16 protein-coding genes are annotated in these 17,310 nt (G+C 72.5%); 6 read left to right on the top strand and 10 right to left on the bottom strand.

The window, feature by feature from the left end; all coding sequences use genetic code 11:
* Window positions 1-20 precede the first annotated feature (20 nt).
* Complete coding sequence (locus ABFX81_RS16625) at window positions 21-1,601, bottom strand: acyl-CoA mutase large subunit family protein (RefSeq protein ID WP_346138258.1); 1,581 nt, start codon at window positions 1,599-1,601, stop codon at window positions 21-23.
* A 146-nt stretch (window positions 1,602-1,747) separates the two neighbouring features.
* Between ABFX81_RS16625 and ABFX81_RS16620 the strand changes: the two genes are divergently transcribed.
* Window positions 1,748-2,599 carry a L,D-transpeptidase family protein gene (locus ABFX81_RS16620; protein ID WP_346138374.1) on the top strand — a complete coding sequence of 284 codons (852 nt, stop codon included), beginning with the start codon at window positions 1,748-1,750 and terminating at the stop codon, window positions 2,597-2,599.
* Between the two features lie 157 nt (window positions 2,600-2,756).
* Here the strand turns inward: ABFX81_RS16620 and ABFX81_RS16615 are convergent, their stop codons facing one another.
* From ABFX81_RS16615 to ABFX81_RS16595, 5 genes are all read right to left on the bottom strand, one after another.
* The gene (locus ABFX81_RS16615) at window positions 2,757-3,806 is read right to left on the bottom strand and encodes a hypothetical protein (protein ID WP_086855500.1); all 1,050 of its coding nucleotides are present in this window, start codon (window positions 3,804-3,806) and stop codon (window positions 2,757-2,759) included.
* Window positions 3,806-4,480: a sigma-70 family RNA polymerase sigma factor gene (locus ABFX81_RS16610; RefSeq protein ID WP_086855499.1), complete on the bottom strand. Its 675-nt coding sequence runs from the start codon at window positions 4,478-4,480 to the stop codon at window positions 3,806-3,808. The genes ABFX81_RS16615 and ABFX81_RS16610 overlap by 1 nt, the downstream gene beginning before the upstream one ends.
* Before the next feature lie 449 nt (window positions 4,481-4,929).
* Window positions 4,930-5,379: a hypothetical protein gene (locus tag ABFX81_RS16605; RefSeq protein ID WP_086855498.1), complete on the bottom strand. Its 450-nt coding sequence runs from the start codon at window positions 5,377-5,379 to the stop codon at window positions 4,930-4,932.
* Window positions 5,380-5,511: 132 nt separating this feature from the next.
* Window positions 5,512-6,429, bottom strand: a complete 918-nt coding sequence (locus ABFX81_RS16600) for a hypothetical protein (RefSeq protein ID WP_346138257.1) — start codon at window positions 6,427-6,429, stop codon at window positions 5,512-5,514.
* A 207-nt stretch (window positions 6,430-6,636) separates the two neighbouring features.
* Entirely contained in the window at window positions 6,637-7,254 is a 618-nt protein-coding gene (locus tag ABFX81_RS16595) for an RNA polymerase sigma factor (RefSeq protein ID WP_150482658.1), read from the bottom strand.
* A 401-nt stretch (window positions 7,255-7,655) separates the two neighbouring features.
* Between ABFX81_RS16595 and ABFX81_RS16590 the strand changes: the two genes are divergently transcribed.
* The gene (locus tag ABFX81_RS16590) at window positions 7,656-10,265 is read left to right on the top strand and encodes an N-acetylmuramoyl-L-alanine amidase (RefSeq protein WP_346138372.1); all 2,610 of its coding nucleotides are present in this window, start codon (window positions 7,656-7,658) and stop codon (window positions 10,263-10,265) included.
* Window positions 10,266-10,443: 178 nt separating this feature from the next.
* Complete coding sequence (locus tag ABFX81_RS16585; protein ID WP_086850360.1) at window positions 10,444-11,682, top strand: N-acetylmuramoyl-L-alanine amidase; 1,239 nt, start codon at window positions 10,444-10,446, stop codon at window positions 11,680-11,682.
* Between the two features lie 350 nt (window positions 11,683-12,032).
* On the opposite strand, the gene ABFX81_RS16580 is transcribed toward ABFX81_RS16585, so the two are convergent.
* The 4 genes from ABFX81_RS16580 to ABFX81_RS16565 form a co-directional block, all read right to left on the bottom strand.
* Window positions 12,033-12,428: a hypothetical protein gene (locus tag ABFX81_RS16580; RefSeq protein WP_086850361.1), complete on the bottom strand. Its 396-nt coding sequence runs from the start codon at window positions 12,426-12,428 to the stop codon at window positions 12,033-12,035.
* 154 nt (window positions 12,429-12,582) lie between these two features.
* Window positions 12,583-13,137 carry a hypothetical protein gene (locus ABFX81_RS16575; protein WP_086850363.1) on the bottom strand — a complete coding sequence of 185 codons (555 nt, stop codon included), beginning with the start codon at window positions 13,135-13,137 and terminating at the stop codon, window positions 12,583-12,585.
* 108 nt (window positions 13,138-13,245) lie between these two features.
* Window positions 13,246-13,752, bottom strand: coding sequence for a hypothetical protein (locus tag ABFX81_RS16570; protein WP_086850364.1), 507 nt, complete (start codon window positions 13,750-13,752; stop codon window positions 13,246-13,248).
* A gap of 96 nt (window positions 13,753-13,848) precedes the next feature.
* Window positions 13,849-15,444 (bottom strand): family 20 glycosylhydrolase, encoded by a 1,596-nt coding sequence (locus tag ABFX81_RS16565; RefSeq protein ID WP_086850373.1) that lies wholly within the window; start codon window positions 15,442-15,444, stop codon window positions 13,849-13,851.
* A gap of 299 nt (window positions 15,445-15,743) precedes the next feature.
* On the opposite strand from ABFX81_RS16565, the gene ABFX81_RS16560 reads away from it, so the two are divergent.
* The 3 genes from ABFX81_RS16560 (at window position 15,744) to ABFX81_RS16550 (ending at window position 17,300) form a co-directional block, all read left to right on the top strand.
* The gene (locus tag ABFX81_RS16560; RefSeq protein ID WP_086850365.1) at window positions 15,744-16,238 is read left to right on the top strand and encodes a 2-oxo-4-hydroxy-4-carboxy-5-ureidoimidazoline decarboxylase; all 495 of its coding nucleotides are present in this window, start codon (window positions 15,744-15,746) and stop codon (window positions 16,236-16,238) included.
* Between the two features lie 193 nt (window positions 16,239-16,431).
* Entirely contained in the window at window positions 16,432-16,812 is a 381-nt protein-coding gene (gene sdhC / locus ABFX81_RS16555; RefSeq protein ID WP_086850366.1) for a succinate dehydrogenase, cytochrome b556 subunit, read from the top strand.
* 5 nt (window positions 16,813-16,817) lie between these two features.
* On the top strand, window positions 16,818-17,300 hold the full coding sequence (locus ABFX81_RS16550; RefSeq protein WP_086850367.1) for a succinate dehydrogenase/fumarate reductase transmembrane subunit: 483 nt from the start codon (window positions 16,818-16,820) through the stop codon (window positions 17,298-17,300).
* Window positions 17,301-17,310 lie beyond the last annotated feature (10 nt).

Raw genomic sequence — 17,310 nt, 5'->3', positions numbered from 1 at the left:
GCACGGGGGCGGCGGGAGCATCAGAACGCGTCGCTCGGGACGTACGTCCCCCACACCTCCCGCAGGGCGTCGCACACCTCGCCCACCGTGGCACGGGCCCTCAGCGCGTCCTTCATCGGGTACAGGACGTTGTCCTCGCCCTCGGCGGCCTTCTTCAGGGCGGCCAGGGCCGCGTCGGCCGCCGGCTGGTCGCGCTCGGCGCGCAGCCTGGTGAGGCGTTCCGCCTGCTGGGCCTCGATCGCCGGATCCACCCGCAGGGGTTCGTACGGCTCCTCCTCGTCGAGCTGGAAGCGGTTGACGCCGACGACGACCCGTTCGCCGGAGTCGGTCTGCTGGGCGATGCGGTAGGCGCTGCGCTCGATCTCGTTCTTCTGGAAGCCGCGCTCGATGGCTTCCACCGCGCCGCCCAGCTCCTCGACCTTGGCCATCAGCCCGACGGCCGCGGCCTCCACGTCGTCCGTCATCCTCTCGACGACGTAGGAGCCCGCGAAGGGGTCGACGGTCGCCGTCACGTCCGTCTCGTGGGCGAGGACCTGCTGGGTACGCAGGGCCAGGCGCGCGGACTTGTCCGTGGGCAGCGCGATCGCCTCGTCGAAGGAGTTGGTGTGCAGGGACTGGGTGCCGCCCAGGACCGCCGCCAGGGCCTGGACCGAGACGCGGACCAGGTTCACCTCCGGCTGCTGGGCCGTCAGCTGGACGCCCGCCGTCTGCGTGTGGAAGCGCAGCATCAGCGACTTGGGGTTCTCCGCACCGAACTCCTCCTTCATCACCCGCGCCCAGATCCGGCGCGCGGCACGGAACTTGGCGACCTCCTCCAGGAGCGTCGTACGGGCGACGAAGAAGAAGGACAGGCGGGGCGCGAAGTCGTCGACGTCCATGCCGGCCGCCACCGCCGTGCGGACGTACTCGATGGCGTCGGCGAGGGTGAAGGCGATCTCCTGCACCGGGCTCGCGCCCGCCTCCGCCATGTGGTAACCGGAGATCGAGATCGTGTTCCACTTCGGGATCTCGGCCTGGCAGTACTTGAAGATGTCGGCGATCAGGCGCAGCGAGGGCTTCGGCGGGAAGATGTACGTCCCGCGCGCGATGTACTCCTTCAGGACGTCGTTCTGGATCGTGCCGGTGAGCCGGCCGGCACCGACGCCCTGCTCCTCCGCGACGAGCTGGTAGAGGAGCAGCAGCAGGGCCGCGGGGGCGTTGATCGTCATCGACGTCGAGACCTGGTCCAGCGGGATGCCGCCGAACAGCACCCGCATGTCGTCGATCGAGTCGACGGCGACGCCCACCCTGCCGACCTCGCCGTGCGCGAGCGGGGCGTCGGAGTCGTGGCCCATCTGGGTGGGCAGGTCGAAGGCGACCGACAGGCCCGTCGTGCCGTGGGCGATCAGCTGCCGGTAGCGGGCGTTGGACTCGGCGGCCGTGCCGAAGCCCGCGTACTGGCGCATCGTCCAGGGCCGGCCGGTGTACATGCTCGGGTACACGCCGCGGGTGAAGGGATACACCCCGGGCTCGCCCAGCTTCTGTGCCGGGTCCCAGCCCCGCAGGTCGTCCGGCCCGTAGACCGGTTCGATGGGCAGTCCGGACTCCGACTCGCGCGCCATGGTCTGATGCCTCCCGCAGGACGGACTGAAGGGACCTCGCTCACCACCATGCCCCCTGGTTCGCGAAGGGTCACCCCAGGGGAACATCTCAGGTGACATCCGGGCACACCGGTGAGACGACGGAGGGCCGCGTGCGTACCACGGGCATGGGGAGAGCAGCGATCGCAGTGGCAGTCGCCGGGGCGGCCGTGCTGGCCGGCTGTACCGTGCAGGCTCCCGACGGCGACGGGAAGCGCCGCTCACCGGTGCACATCGAGTTACCGGGCGACACCCCGTCCCCGGACCGTACCCCCGACGACGGCGGCGGGCCGAGCACCGCTCCCGCCCCGCCCGGCGACGACAAGCCGAGCGCCGCCCCCGCCCCGTCCCGCGTGCTGTGGTCCCGCGGCGACACCGGCCGGGACGTCCGCGAGCTCCAGGCCCGGCTGCGGCAGGTCGCCTGGCTCTTCGACGGCCCGACCGGGACGTACGACGAGTCGACGGAGCGGGCGGTCGGCGGCTTCCAGGGCAAGCGGGGGCTGCCGCGCACCGGGCGGACCGACACCGTCACCTGGCAGCGGCTGCTGGGGATGACCCGCGAGCCGGGCACCTGGGACCTGTACCTGATGGGCGGCCAGCCGGCCGATCCCCCGGACCCGCGCTGTACGACCGGGCGGGTGCTGTGCATCGACAAGACGAGCAGGACGCTGCGCTGGATGATCGACGGCCGGACCGTGTCGACGATGGCGGTCCGCTTCGGCTCGAAAGGCACACCGACGCGGGAGGGCGTGTTCTCCGTCTACTGGAAGTCCCGCGACCACGTGTCGACGCTCTACGACTCGCCCATGCCCTACGCGATGTTCTTCAGCGGCGGCCAGGCCGTGCACTACTCCCCCGACTTCGCGGCCCGGGGCTACGCGGGCGCCTCGCACGGCTGCGTCAACGTACGGGACGAGGGGGCGATCGCCGAGCTGTACGCGCAGGTCCGCGACGGCGACAAGGTCGTCGTGTCCTGGTGAGGACGCGGCAGGGGGATTGGGGCGCGGGCGGGACCGGGGGAACGTGTCCCGCCCGCGCTCAGGTGCACGAGCCGTAGGTACGGGGGGAACCCCGGCTCTGTGCGACGGCCGATGACCAGTCGGCTCACTCATTACTGCGCCAGGGCGGCCGAAAACGTCACACCCTCGGCGAGGAAATTTCCACGGAGTACGAAACCGCAGGTCGGAGAGGGGCGAGAGAGCGCGTGGACCGGCCGCGGTCCGCGGCGTCAGCGTCGCCGTCCCGCCTGTCGGCGCGCTGCCCGGCCTTCCGCTCGGCCTTCTTCCCGTCCTCGTCCCGCTTCCGGTCCTGCTTCCCGGACCGGTCCTCGCGGTGGCGCCGGTCCGTGTCCTCGTCCTGCCGCTCTCCCGAGCGGCCACCGGACCCGGACAGGACGCCCTTGCAGTACTTCCAGACCCGGGAGCCGCCCGCCGCGTCCCGCAGGACGCTCCTGCGGTCGGCGTCCAGCCGTTTTCCGTCGCGGAGGTCGCGGCAGGCGGAAGCGATCTTCCCGCGGCTGTCGCCGGGGCGGTCTCCCCGGTCGCCGGAGTCGGGCTTCGGGGCCGGGTCGTCGCCCGCCGCGTCCCGTCCGGTGTCACCGGCGCCGCCCGTCGAGCCGCCGCTCGGGGTTTCCTCGGGCGTGGACCCGCCCTGCGCGGCGTCGCTCGGCGAGGGTGACACCAGCGGGCGCTCGGGCGGAGTGGCAGCGGCCGAGACGGAGGAACCGGGGTGGGGGTCGTCGTTGCCGAACGGTGCCTTCAGGGCTCCGGTTCCGGCCGCGACGGCGGCACCGCCGGCCATGCCGACGGCCAGCACGGCGGCCAGGGCGAGGCGCGCCGGGCGGGCCCGGCGCGGCCGCCGGACGTCGCCGGAGCCGCTGCCGCGCGGGGTCGCGATCCGGACCAGCCCGGCGTCGGCGACCTCGGTACGAGCCTGCACGCCGTCGGCCGCGGGGGCAGCTCCGGTGTCGGCGCGTTCCGCGCGGGCCTTGCGAAAGGCGGCCATCGCCGCGGCCTCACCGGGGAGTTCCTCGCTGGTCAGCGGGGGTGAGGCGGAGAGCGCGCGGAGGGCTGCGGCGAGCCGTTCGACCTCGTCCGGCGTGGCGCCGTCGACAGCTTCGAGTGGCTCTCCGCTCAGCAAACGCTCCGCCGTTTCACGGTCCAGCCACCAGTACTGCTCGTCGGCCATCACACATCCTTCTGCGTCCGCGCGACGCTTTGCGTCACACGTGCGGACGCCATGGCACCGCCGCGCGGTTCTCGCTGCGGCGGCAGAGCGTCGAGCACCCCGGCCGATTCCGGATCGGCCTCCGGATTCTCGCCGAGCAGTTCGGCGAGCCGCTTCAGGCCCCGGTGGGCCGCAGTACGGACGGCGCCCGGACGCTTGCCGAGGGTCTCCGCGGCGGTCTTCGCGTCGAGCCCCACGACCACGCGCAGCACGACCGCCTCGGCCTGGTCCTGCGGCAGCCGGGATATCAGGGAGAACGTGCCGTCGGTGGCGAGCGCCTCGATGGCCTCGTCGGCGGTGTCGGACTCGGCGGCCCGGCCGGTCAGTTCCGTCTCGTCGCCGCCGATCGCGGGGCGGCGCCCGCGCATGCGTATGTGGTCCAGCGCGCGGTTGCGGGCGATACGGGCGGCCCAGCCGCGGAAGCGGTCCGCGTCACCGGTGAACCGCTCCAGGTCCCGGGCGATCTGCAACCAGGCCTCGGACGTCACGTCCTCGGCGTCGGGGTCGCCGACCAGCGTCCGTACATACCCGAGCAGCCGCGGGTGCACGGTCCGGTACACAGTCCGGAACGAGGTCTCGTCTCCGTGCTGTGCCGCGCGTACCGCGGCGGTCAGCTCCGCGTCGTCCCCCAGCACCGCGCGCCCTTCTGCGCCTAAACCGGCGCCGCTTCCGCGGACCGGGTTCTCGCCGTCGTGGTTCCTCAATTGATGGTTGCGGTAACAGGACCGCAGGTCGTTGCGGTAGCAAGACCGCAGGTGGTTGCGGTGGTCTTCGTGCCTCCGCGTTGGCGCGAAAGGCACGTTACGACCTGAAACCACTCCCCGTCCATGTCCGCCCAGGATGCAACTAAGCCGTGACACGGTGGGGTGTGACAGAAAACGCACCGCGGGCGCTGTAGGTAGTACGGGCCGCCGCGCGGCCCGTACCGCGCGACGGCCGGGGCCTCTCCTGTGGGGGGTGGCGGCCTCGGCCGTCTCCGCGCGCATCGCTCAGGCCGCCCACCGTCAGCGTGTGAGCGCCTTCGGAGCGGCACTTCCCGCACTGGTCCATGGCGTAGTCCGATGAGTGCTGTCTCACACCGGCATCAGCGGCCCGGCGTTTCGACGGGTGGGATTCGGCGGCGTTCGGCGACGGCGATCAGGGCGAGCGTCACCGCGATCACCGCACACGCCGTCATCACGGGCGTGAGGAAGCCGGGGACGGCTGCCGAGTACGAACCACCCGACGACATGCGGCAGTCGAGGGCGGGCGGCAGATAAGACACGCTGTAGCCGCTGACCTGCCCGTACAGCGGAGCGTTCGCGTCCTGGCAGGCCTGGGCGGTGCCGCTCTCGTCGAGGAAGAGCGACATCAGGCCCCAGACGTACGCGACTGCGGCGAGGGCTCCGGCGAGCGCGGCGCCACCGCGTGCCACGGCCCCCCGGCCGCCCCTGCCGATCGCCGAGAAGCCGTATCCGGTGAGACCGAAGGCGGTGACGGCGGCGGTGATGATGCCGATGAGCAGGGGCAGGGCGGCGGGATGCGAGGAGGTCATGGCGCCCACCTCACCCGTCGGCGAGCTGCCTGACAAGGTTGGGCAAGGGCACCTGGGCGGTGCGGCCGGGCGTCTGGGCGGTGCGGGCCGGGTTCCGACGCGTGACGCTCCCGCTCCTGTTGGCGAATTCCGCTACGGACGGCGGTCGCCGGGCTGGGCGGGCTGGGCGGGCCTGCCCTGGCCGTCGGACGAGGCGCCGTCGGCGGCGCCGTCCCCGCCGCTCCGCGCGGCGCCACCCGATCCGTTGTCCGCGTTGCCTGCGCCGGTGTCCGCGTTGCCCGAGCGGCTGCCGGCACCGGTGGAACCCGGAGCTTCCGCGCTCTTCTCCGGTTTCGCGGTGCTGCCGGGCTTCGCCTCCGCCCGGGCCAGTTGCTCGGCGCAATACGCCGTGACGTTCCTCTCACCGCCCGCGGCCTCGACGAGGCGCTTCCAGGCCGTCGCGTCCATGGCCTTGCCCCGGCCGTCGACCTGCTCGTAGGCGCGGCAGCGGGCCTCGGTGTCCTGGGCGGGGGCGGGGCGGTCCGGGCGCGCGGACGCGGAACCGGGTGCCGTGCCGTTGGACTCGCCCGCCGAGGTGCCGGGGGCACGCGTGGGGGCGGGCGGGCGACCGCGGTCGTCGGCGCCGTCCGTGGATCCGACCGAGCCGATCGCCGCGACCGCGACCCCGCCCAGCGTGAGACTGGCGAGCAGCACGGAGAGCGTGGTCTTCAGCGAACGTCCCGGATGCCGGCGCTCCCTGGGCCGCCAGTCGTCCCGGCGGCGGCTGCGGGCCCGGTGGGCGCCGGCGTCCCGGGCGGCCAGGAACGCGGCCACGGCCCGCTGTTCGGCCTCGCCGTCGATCCGGTCCCGGATGAGGGCGGCCGCGAGCAGCGCCTCCAGCTCGGCTTCGTCCAGGACGCGACGGGAGCCGAGGCTGTCGAGGCCGGCCGTCCCGCGGTGGCCGGGCAGCCGGCCGTCGGCGTCCCGCGCCGCCCGGTGGCCGTACGCGGAACCCCCAGGGTGCACACGCCGGCGGCCCGGGAACCCGCCGTCGCTCTGATGTTCACCCATGTTCTGTTCCGTCCCTGCTCGATCCACACGTCCCGCGATACCCGCCGGGTCCGTTCGACCCGTATGACCTGTACGGCCCGTATGACCCGTACGACCCGACCGGTCCGGCCGACCGGCCTGGCGTTCCGGTTCCGATCCATACGTCCCGCTCGTCCGCCCTGTTCAGGGCACCGGACCCGGAGGTTCCGCCCGGCCCGCCGTCATCCTTCATTTCGACTCCCCCAGCGTCCGGGGAGCCTCATCCGTCACACCTTCGGCACCCAGCCGGGTGGCGAGGCGTTTCAGGCCCCGGTACGCGGCCGTCCGCACGGCACCCGGCCGCTTGCCGAGGACGCGGGCGGCGGCCGGCCCGTCCAGCCCCACCACGACGCGGAGCAGCACGGCCTCCGCCTGGTCCTGCGGCAGGCCCCTGACCAGCCGCAGGGCCTGCTCGGTGGACATGGCCTCCAGCGCCTGGTCGTGCGTGCTGTGCGGCCCGGGCAGGTCCAGGACGTCCTGCTCCAGCGCGGACGACCTCGGCCGTACGCGTTGGCGGCGCAGATGATCCAGCGCCCGGTGCCGGGCGATGGTCGCCGTCCAGCCGCGGAAACCGGCACCGTCGCCCTTGAACCGCCCCAGGTCCCGGGCGATCTCCAGCCAGGCGTCGGATGCCACGTCCTCCGCGTCCTCCCCGACCAGTCCGCGCAGATAGCCGAGCAGTCCGGGCTGCACGATCCGGTAGGCGACCGCGAAGGCCGCCTCGTCACCGTCCTGGGCCCGCGCGACGGCCGCGCCCAGTTCCCCGTCGCGCGGCTGCTCGCGCCGGGGTTCCCCTCGCTGGCCCAAAAACCGTCCTCGTCCGTACCGGGTTCACGGCGGGTGCGCTCCGGCCCGGACATCCCGGATGCCCGGCATGCCCTGCCCTGTGCGCCCGTACCGCGGGGAACGCGTCCGTGCCACGTCCTCCACGATCATCAGCGCCGGGCTCCGGAGAAATGTCACAGCAGGCGGGATTTCCGCACGCACCACGGACCGGGACAGCGGCACAACCGGGTGATGTTTGGCCACAGGTGTGCGCTGGGTGAGTGGCACCTGTGTGACAGCGGGTGCCTATGTGTCCAGTTCTAGGGGTGGGGTAGTTGAGTCCTCGCAGCACGCGTGCGTACAAACCGCTCGGTCTGAAGAGACGGGTGTGGCTGACCGTCGGCGCCGTCGTCCTGAGCGGCGCAGGGGTCGTCACTTACGCGATGGCCGATCCGCCCGGCGGTTCCGGCGGGGCGTCCGAGAGCCGCGAGCCGGCCGTCCACACCGTGAAGCTCAAGGACAAGGGGTCCGGACGCAAGGGCCTGGCCAAGCAGGACACCGACCGGTTCAGCGCGGTGCTCGTGACCTGGGACGACCCCGACGCCCCGGTGCGGGGTACGGCGGAGGTGCGGACCAGGGATCTGGAGAGCAGGCGCTGGTCCGGCTGGCAGAAGCTGTCGTCCGAACCGGGCCAGGCCGACGGCGCGGAGGGCGAGCGGGCCGCGCTGCGTGGCGGCACCGAGTCCCTCTGGACCGGCGACGCCGACGGTGTCGAGGTGCGCGTCGTGAACGCGGACGGCACCGAAGCGGGCGGCCAGCCCGCCGGCATGGACGTGAAACTCCTCGACCCGGGCACCGACCCGGAGGGCGGCATCCGGCCCGCGGCCTACGCCGAGGAGACCGCCTCCCCGACCACGGAGCCGACGGTCCCCACCGAAACCCCGACGGATACGGCCACTCCGACGGATACGGCCACCCCGACCGAGACGGCCGACCCCACCGAGACGGCCTCGCCGACCGGCACCCCCGGCGACACGGCGTCCCCGTCGGCACCCGCCTCCCCCTCCCCGACGGCCTCCGCGTCCCCGACCCCCACGGTCCCCGCGCCCCGCCCCTCGACGGTCGTCAAGCCGCCGATCATCACGCAGGCCGAGTGGGGAGCCTCCACGGAGTACGACGGCACTCCGGCCTACGGCACCGAGATCAAGGCCGCCGTCGTCCACCACACCGGCATGGACAGCGACAACACCCTGTCCTGCGCCCAGTCCCGCGCCCGGCTGCGTTCCATCCAGCAGGAGCACTTCGCGCGCGGCTACTACGACCTCGGCTACAACTTCCTCGTCGACAAGTGCGGCCAGATCTTCGAGGGCCGCAGCGGCGGCATGGACCTGCCGGTCACCGGCGCCCACGACGTCGGCTTCAACACCGACACCGTCGGCATCTCGTACATCGGCAACTTCGAGAAGGCCCGGCCGAGCCGCGCCGCGCTCGACGCCATCTCCCGGCTCGTGGCCTGGAAGTTCGGGATGTACGGCATCGACCCGACGGGCAAGGTGACGCTCACCTCCGGCAGCCCGGCCGGCCAGGACGGCAACAAGGTCGCCAAGGACACCTCGATCACCCTGCCCCGGGTCTTCGGCCACCGGGACACCAACGCCACCGCCTGCCCCGGCGCGAACCTCTACTCCCAGCTCTCCCGGATCGCCCAGGTCGCCAAGACCCCGGGCATCTCGCACGCCCTCGCCACCTCCGACCACAACCGGGACGGCGTCACCGACCTGGTCGCGGGCACGCCCCGGGCCCTCAGCGGCGGCGGCACCGTCACCGTCGTCCCGGGCGGGATCGACGGCCCGGTCACCGCCGCCAAGGTGACGCTCGGCCAGAGCGGCCCCGGCGTCCCCGGCTCCCACGAGTCCGGTGACGGCTTCGGCACGTCCACGGCGTGGGGCGACGTCAACGGCGACGGCCACGCCGACCTCACGATCGGCGCACCCGGTGAGGACGACACCAGCGGTCACGCCGACCGCGGCGCGGTCACGGTGCTGTACGGCCCCGCCCTCGACTCCGGCTTCTCCTACACCACGTCAGGGATCACCTCCACGGGCGCCAAGCTCGGCTCCACGGTCGCCGTCGGCGACTTCAACGGCGACGGCAAGGCGGACGTCTTCTCCGCCGGCACCGGCAAGGGCGGCAACTGGAACGCCCGCCTGACCGGCGGTGCCACCAAGTACGGCACCCTCACCACGGCCACGGGCGCCGTCTCCTACCTCGACGCCGCGACCGGCGACTTCAACCGGGACGGCTACGCGGACATCGCCCTCAACTACCGCGACACCGGCGGCATCGGCCGGGTCGTCCGCTTCGCGGGCTCGGCGACCGGCCTGACCAAGGTGGGCGTCATCTCCGTCAAGGGCGGTCGCGCCCTCGCGGCCGGTGACATCGACGGCAACGGCTACGACGACCTCGTCATCGGCCAGCCGGTCGCGTCCGAGTCGGGCGGATCCAGCGCCGGTCAGGTCACCATGCTCCTGGGCACCTCCACCGGATTCACGACGACCGGCATGAAGGTCGTCCACCAGGACACGGCGTACGTGCCCGGCGGCAACGAGTCCGGCGACGCCTTCGGCAGCTCCGTCTCGGTCGGCGACTACAACGCCGACGGCTACGCGGACGCACTCGTGGGCGTCCCGGACGAAGACTGGGCGCGCGACGGTGCGAACCGCGTCAACGCGGGCAACGCGGTCCTGCTGAAGGGCACGTCCTCGGGACTCACCGGGTCCGGCTCGATCGGCATCTCGCAGGACACCTCCGGCGTCCCCGGGGTCTCCGAGAGCGGGGACACCTTCGGCTCGGCGGTGTCGCTGACGGACCTGTCCGGCTACGGCCGAGCGGACCTGACGTTCGGCGCGGAAGGCGAGGACAGCACGGACGGCATCCTGCTGCACCTGCCGAGCAACAGCATCGGCCTCGGCTACGCCGACTCCGTCATCTTCAGCAAGTCCACGCTGGGCACCCCGACGGACGCCCGCCTGGGCCAGACGCTGACGCCGTGACAAGTCGTCAGTCCAGGTGAGAACAGGGGCCCCGCGCACCGCGCGGGGCCCCTGTCGTCGTCGGCGGCCCGTCCTCCGTTCGCCGGATTTCTCCGGGCGCGCGAACGGACGGCTCGGCGGGCGGGAATGACGTTCACGACATCACGCCGCCCCCAAGAGGACCGGAATCGAGCCCCGAATGACACGCCTCCTGCTGCACACCGCCGTCGCCACCGCGCTGGCCGCCGGCGCGCTCGGCCTCACCCCACCCGCCCGGGCCTCCTCCTCCGACGGCGTGCACACCGTCCGGGTGCCGGACGGCGAGGGGCACGAGCGGTCCCTCGCCCCGCGCACCACCGAGCCGTTCAGCATGATCGGTGTCACCTGGGACGACCCGGACGTGGCCCTGGACGGCACCGCGCTGGTGCGCACCCGCTCCCGCGAGAGCGGCGAATGGAGCACGTGGCGCGCGCTCGACACCGACGTCCGTACGCCCGAGGCCGGACCCGACCGCCTCCGCGCCGGGGTCCGCGGCGGCACCCAGCCACTGTGGACCGGGCCCTCGGACGGCGTCCAGGTGCGGGTGTCGGGCGCGCGGCTGCCCGAGGGGCTGCGCGTCGAGCTGATCGACCCGGACGGCGGGCCGGACGCCGTGCACGCCGCGCTCGTCGAACCGGACATCGACGAACCGGACGTCGACGTACCGGACATCGACGTACCGGACATCGACGAACCGGCCGCGGCCGAACCGGCCGCCGGTGGGCCCAACGCCGAACGTCCCGCCGTCACGTCGCGCTCCGGCTGGGGCGCCGACGAGTCCCTGGTGAAGGACCCGCCCACCTACACCACCGGCACCCGGGCGATGTTCGTCCACCACACCGCGGGCACCAACGACTACACCTGCGCCGAGTCGGCGTCCGTCGTGCGCGGCGTGTTCCTCTACCACGTGCGCAGCAACGGCTGGAACGACATCGGCTACCACTTCGTCGTCGACAAGTGCGGCAGGGTCTTCGAGGGGCGCGCGGGCGGCATCGACAAACCCGTCCTCGGCGCGCACACCTACGGCTTCAACACCGGCACCAGCAGCGTCTCGGTGCTCGGCGACTACAGCAAGACGACCGCGAACACCGCGGTGCGCGAGTCGGTCGCCAAGGTCGCGGCCTGGAAGCTCGGCCTGTACGGCATCGACCCGACCGGGACGGTGGTGCTGACCGCCGGTGCCGACAACGGCAAGTACAAGGCGGGCCAGAAGGCCACGCTGCCCCGCATCCCCGGCCACCGCGACGGCTACCCGACCGAGTGCCCCGGCCAGCACCTCTACGACGACCTGCCCGAGATCCGCACCCTCGCCGGGAAGGCGAGGAAGCTCGAAGACCCGGCCCCGGAGCCGACCGCTCCCGGACCCGAGGTCGAGACCACGGTGACGCTCCCGCGCTGACGCCAGTGCTGGGACGCGGCGATCGCTAAGGCCAGCGCCGGGGCGCGGCGATCAGTGAGGCCAGCGCCCGGGCAGGGTGATCGCTGACACCGGCACAGGGACGCGGCGATCAGTGAGGCCAGCGCCGGGGCGGGGTGATCGCTGACGCTGGCACCGGGACGCGGCGATCGCTGAGGCCAGCGCCGGGGCGGGGCGGTCGGTGATGCCGGCGCCAGGACGCGGGGATCGCTGACGCCGACACCGGGACGCGGCGATCGCTGACGCCAGCTCCAGGACGCGGCGATCGCTGACACCGGCACCGGGGCCCGGCAGTCGCTGACGCCGTTGCCGGGGCGCGGTGATCGCCGACGCTAGGGCCGGGGCCCGGCAGTCGTCGCGTCCCGGCACATCAGCCGCAGCGAGCCGTGCCCGGCGTAGCAGCGGCGGGCCTCGTCGATCGGGTCCCAGAGGCGGCCGTCGGGGGTGCGGATCCAGTGGTCGCCGCCCGTCGCCCACCACTCGGCCCCGGCCTGACGCGCCATCACCTCACCGGCGTAGGCCCCGAACCCGCGCAGCACCTCCTGCACGGCGGCCAACGGCGCTCCCTCCCGCCGTATCCCCTCGATCATCCGGTCGATGCTCCACAGACTCTGTGCCGAGTAGTCGAGGTGCAGCCGTGCTCCCTCGCGCATCGTCGCCACCGTGTCCGCCGCCCACCGCAGCGGCTTCGACGCGGCCGAGGGCCTGGTTTCCGCTTGAGTCGTCACACTCCGGAAAGCGCTGCGGCGAAGCGATTCGTCACCCGGATCCGGCGACTTCCCGGAAGCGGCGCAGGACCGCCCCACCTCACCCGGGGGACGGTCACAGGACTCTCCCAGGAACGGGGGTTTAGGCCGGTCAGGAGCCTCGGCGGCCCGGCCCTCAGCTCCGCTGCCGACTCCGGCGCGAGACGACCGCGCGCAGCACCCGCCGCCCCTCGATCGACACCTCCAGCGCGCGCCGCAGCCCGGCCGGGCCGTGTCCGGCCAGGACCTCCAGGACGGTGATCTGGCGACGCAGTTCCGCGGCGACGAGCGGCGACATGCCCTCCGTACGGCCCTCGCGGCGCACGTCGACCGAGGAGGCGTCGTCCTGGGCGGTGTCGAGGAGGCGGTGGATCTGGAGGGCGGCGACGGAACAGGCGTCGGCCCACACCCGTACCCCGGCGTGGGACCGCTCGGCGGGGGCGGCCTCGAGCATCCGCTGGGCGAGCACGACCGCCTCGTCCCCGGTGCCGGCGGCGTCCAGCTTCCCGCGCACCTGCTCCAGCCCCTCTCCCCAGTCACCGGTACCGGCATCGTCGGTGAGGCTCGCCCACAGCGGCCGCAGGATCTCGTCGTCGCCGCCCAGCAGGGGCACGCACCGATCCAAACAAGCCAGCCCGCTCGCGGCCAGCCCGCGTTCGTCGGCCTGTGCGATCAACTCCACCAGGCTCATCCACGCCTCCCTCCGCGGGCCTTGTCCAGGGCCCTACCAGGCCGCTTCCAGCCCTCACCCCTCACGGAACCCGCACTTCCCCTTACTGCGCGCAACGGCCCCGGAACGTCACAGGGGCACGACACCCAGTCGGTCGAGGAAGCTGAAGAAGAGGTTTTCGGCCAGGGGATCGGGGTCTGAAGTGAGTACGTCCACCAGTGCGTCGACGTTCACTTCGCGCCCGGCCTCGGAGGCCCAGCGGACGGCGCGCTCGGCGGCGTCGCGGGGTTCGAGGAAGTAGTCCTCCAGCGTGAGGCCCTCCCGGCCGGCCCCCAGGTACCCGGCCATGGCGGCCCGGGCGAGGCAGGTCGTCCACGTCCCGCTCTCCGGCGCCGCGGCCTCCAGCACCACGCACTCGCTGTTCATGACGTACCCGAACAGCGCGGGCGCCCCGGTCTCCCGGGCGAGGGCGTTCATGGTCCCGACGTCGCCGTCGCTGCTCGGGTACTCCCAGACCTGCCACCCGTCCGGCGCCGAGGTGCGCCGCACCATTCCGTCCGTCGCCCCCGCGAGCGCGTCCAGCTCCGCCAGCGGCCGCTCCCCACGGCCCACGACGAAGTACCCCCAGTACCCCATGCTCCGGTTCCCCCCGGCATATTCGATTCGGCTCCCGCCAGAAGACCACCACACCCGTACGGCAGTTCGCAGCCGTACGGGCCAATTCGTGTGCGGTCAGCCGAGCCTGTCCGCAAGCGCCCGGAACTCCGCCCAGGACAGCTCCGGCTTGTCCGGGTCCCACAGCTTCTGGACGGTCGCCCGCAGCGGCATCCGGATCCCGGCCGCGACCTGGTCCTGCGTCTGCGAGTCGGCGAGGTCGCACCAGACGGCGAAGGACCCGCCGAGGATCTGCCCGTCGTAGCGCTCCGGCACGGCCGTGGTGCCGCGCAGCACCCGCGGCGTCCACTGCTCGTAGATCCGCTGCCCCGTCGGATAGACGAAGGTCTGGGGCTGGCCCAGCACGTAGTACAGGAACTCGTCGTTGTAGTTGATCACCTTCCGGCCCTCGCCCAGATACTCGGCCGGCTGCCGGGCGCCGATCTCCTTGCCCGTCCAGTAGGCGACCTGGATGTCCTTGTCGGCCTTGACGGAGGTGCCGCGGAAGAAACCGTCGTTCCACGCCCGCGGGGTGCGCTGGTGCTTGCGGACGGTGTCGGCCCGGTCGTTGAGCCAGCCGGTGGTGAGGTCGGCGACCGTCGCGCCGGAGCCGTACCTCTCCCGCGCTGCGGAGGCCAGCTGCGGGAACGACGCCTCCGGGTCCGAGCGCACCAGCGCCTGGTACTCGTCACCGCCGAGGTGCCACGGCCCGCCCGGGAAGAGATCCGCGTACTCGTTCAGCAGGTCGTCGACGATGTCGGCGCTCTCGCTCTTGGAGATGTCGATGGCCCCCTGCACCGCCGACCCCTGCGCGGTGCGCAGCTGGAGGTCGGGGTGGGCGTCGATGACCGCGCCGAGGTGCCCCGGGGAGTCGATCTCGGGCACGACGGTGATGTGGCGGCTCTCCGCGAGGTCGACGATCTTCCGCACCTGCGCCTTGGTCAGATGCTGCTGGGACACGATCTCCGGGTGCGAGTCGGACTCGATCCGGAACCCCTGGTCGTCGGAGAAGTGCAGACCGAGCTGGTTGAACTTCAGATCGCCCAGCTCGCGGACCCGGTCCTCGATCCAGTCGGCCGTGAAGTTCTTGCGCGCGATGTCCAGCATGAACCCGCGCTGCGCCTTGGCCGGCTCGTCCCGCACCACGCCCTCGGGCGCCGTGCCGCCGTCGTGCACCTCCTGCTTGAGGGTGCGGGTGCCGTAGAAGACGCCCGCGTCGGCGGGCCCGCTGATCTCCACGCGCCCGCCGCGCACGGTCATGACGTACGACTCCGGGTTCGCGCCCTTGTCCTCGTTCAGCGTCAGCCGCAGGTCCCCGGCACGCCGGTCGTCCTTCTCACCCTCGTACGCCAGCCCCAGCTCACCGGCGACCAGCCGGCCCTCGTCGGCCAGTGCCGGGTCGTCCACGACGACGCGGTTCCCGCTCGCGGGACGCCAGCCCGGGCCACGCGCCGCGGTGTGCTCGCGCACGGCGGGGATCGTCCGCGGGGCCTTGGACAGGGCGTACGAGCGGCTCGGACTCGGGCTGTCCTCCGGCGAGGTGCCGTGCGGGGCGGCCGCGGTCCGGCCCTGGGAGGGTCTGGCCTCCGGCCCGGTGGCCCCGCCGTCGCCGCCCGAGGCCGCCCAGAGCCCCAGGCTCACCCCGGCCGCGATCACGACCAGGGCGACGGCCATGGCCACGACCAGCACCTGCCGCTGTTTCCCTTGCTTCGTCTGCTTCGCCGGAACCCGGCGCCTGTGCTGACTCACCCCGCCAACCTAAGACGCGACGCCGTCCCACGCGCGTCCACCACGCGTTCCGAATCTCTCTCTCCCGGGTGAAATTCGGGCATCCGTCGGACACGTCACGGTCGCACTCGATAGCGTGACGTCACATCTCTCACAACATGCCCTGCCGACACACGTGACGCCCACGAGGACCCACGCTGCCTGCGCACCGTCTCCCAGACCTCCCCGGCCGACTCGCCATACCGGTGGAGCACTTCAACGCAGCCTCCGCCCAGGCCCTGGAGCAGACGCTCCTCTCCTGCCTGCGCAGCCCCCGCTGGTCCCGGCGCGTCGCGGAACACCGCCCCTATCCGGACCTGGACTCCCTGCTGGCCGCGGCCGATGAGGCGGCCTACGACCTGACCTGGCCCGACCTGACCGAGGCCCTGGCGGCCGAGTCCCTGCCGACCCTCCCGCCGGACACCTACACCGCGGCCCACACGGCCCTCAGCGCGGCCCATGCCGCCTACGAGGCCCGCTTCGGGCATGTGTTCGTCATTTGCCTGGAGGGGGTGCCTCAGGGTGAATGCCTGGACCACATCCTGGAGGGCATCCGGTCACGATTGACCAACGATCCAGAGGAGGAACGCGTGGTGGTGGCGGAAGAACTCCGGCACCTCGCAAGGGCCCGTTTGGTCAGCACCCTCAGGGGCGCGGGGAACTGCGCGACAAGCCACAGCGAACCCGCGCCCGGCAGATAACAGGACACCCCACCCCAGAAGCCGCCGCAGGCTAGCCCGTACGCATGCCAGTTTGATCACACAGCCAGACCCCGGCTCAGCCCAGCGGCAGCGTCTCGCTACGATGCTGGGGGCCGGTGGACCGTACCCGGCCGGGCCCGACCGACACACCAAGCCGGCGCGGCCCCAATCCCCGCTCCCGGAGGAAACTTCCGTGCCGGCTGGAACGCTGTACCGCGGCCGGGAAGGAATGTGGTCCTGGGTGGCTCATCGAGTCACCGGCGTCCTCATCTTCTTCTTCCTGTTCGTTCACGTGCTGGACACCGCACTCGTCCGTGTGTCGCCCGAGGCCTACGACACCGTCGTGGCCACGTACAAGACGCCGATCGTCGCGCTGCTGGAGTACGGCCTCGTCGCCGCCATCCTCTTCCACGCGCTCAACGGCCTGCGCGTCATCGCCGTCGACTTCTGGATCAAGGGCGCCCGCTACCAGAAGCAGATGCTCTGGACCGTCGTCGCCCTGTGGCTCGTGCTGATGCTCGGGGCGATCTACCCCGTCCTCGGCCACGCCGCTCGTGAACTGTTCGGGAGCTGACGCCAATGTCCACGACTGACAAGACCGCCGCGGGCGTCGGCCCCGTCGAGGGCGGCGCCGTCTACACCGTCGACAACCCCGCCCCCTTCATCGAGGCCCCGCGCAAGCGCACCAGGAAGACCCCGAAGACCACCCGGGGCAACTTCGAGCTGGCCGCCTGGCTGTTCATGCGCCTGTCGGGCGTGGTGCTGGTCGTGCTGGTCCTCGGCCACCTGCTGATCCAGCTCGTGCTGGACGGCGGTGTCTCCAAGATCGGCTTCGCCTTCGTGGCGGGCCGCTGGGCGAGCCCCTTCTGGCAGGTCTGGGACCTGCTGATGCTGTGGCTCGCGATGCTGCACGGCGCCAACGGCCTGCGCACGGTCATCAACGACTACGCGGAGCGCGCGAACACCCGGCTGTGGCTCAAGGGCCTGCTCTACACCGCCACGGTGTTCACCATCCTGCTGGGCACGCTGGTGATCTTCACCTTCGACCCGAACATCCGCTAGGCACGGGGCT

Source organism: Streptomyces coeruleofuscus, assembly GCF_039532725.1.
Lineage (GTDB): Bacteria > Actinomycetota > Actinomycetes > Streptomycetales > Streptomycetaceae > Streptomyces > Streptomyces coeruleofuscus.
This window is presented reverse-complemented; position numbering and strand designations above follow the sequence as displayed.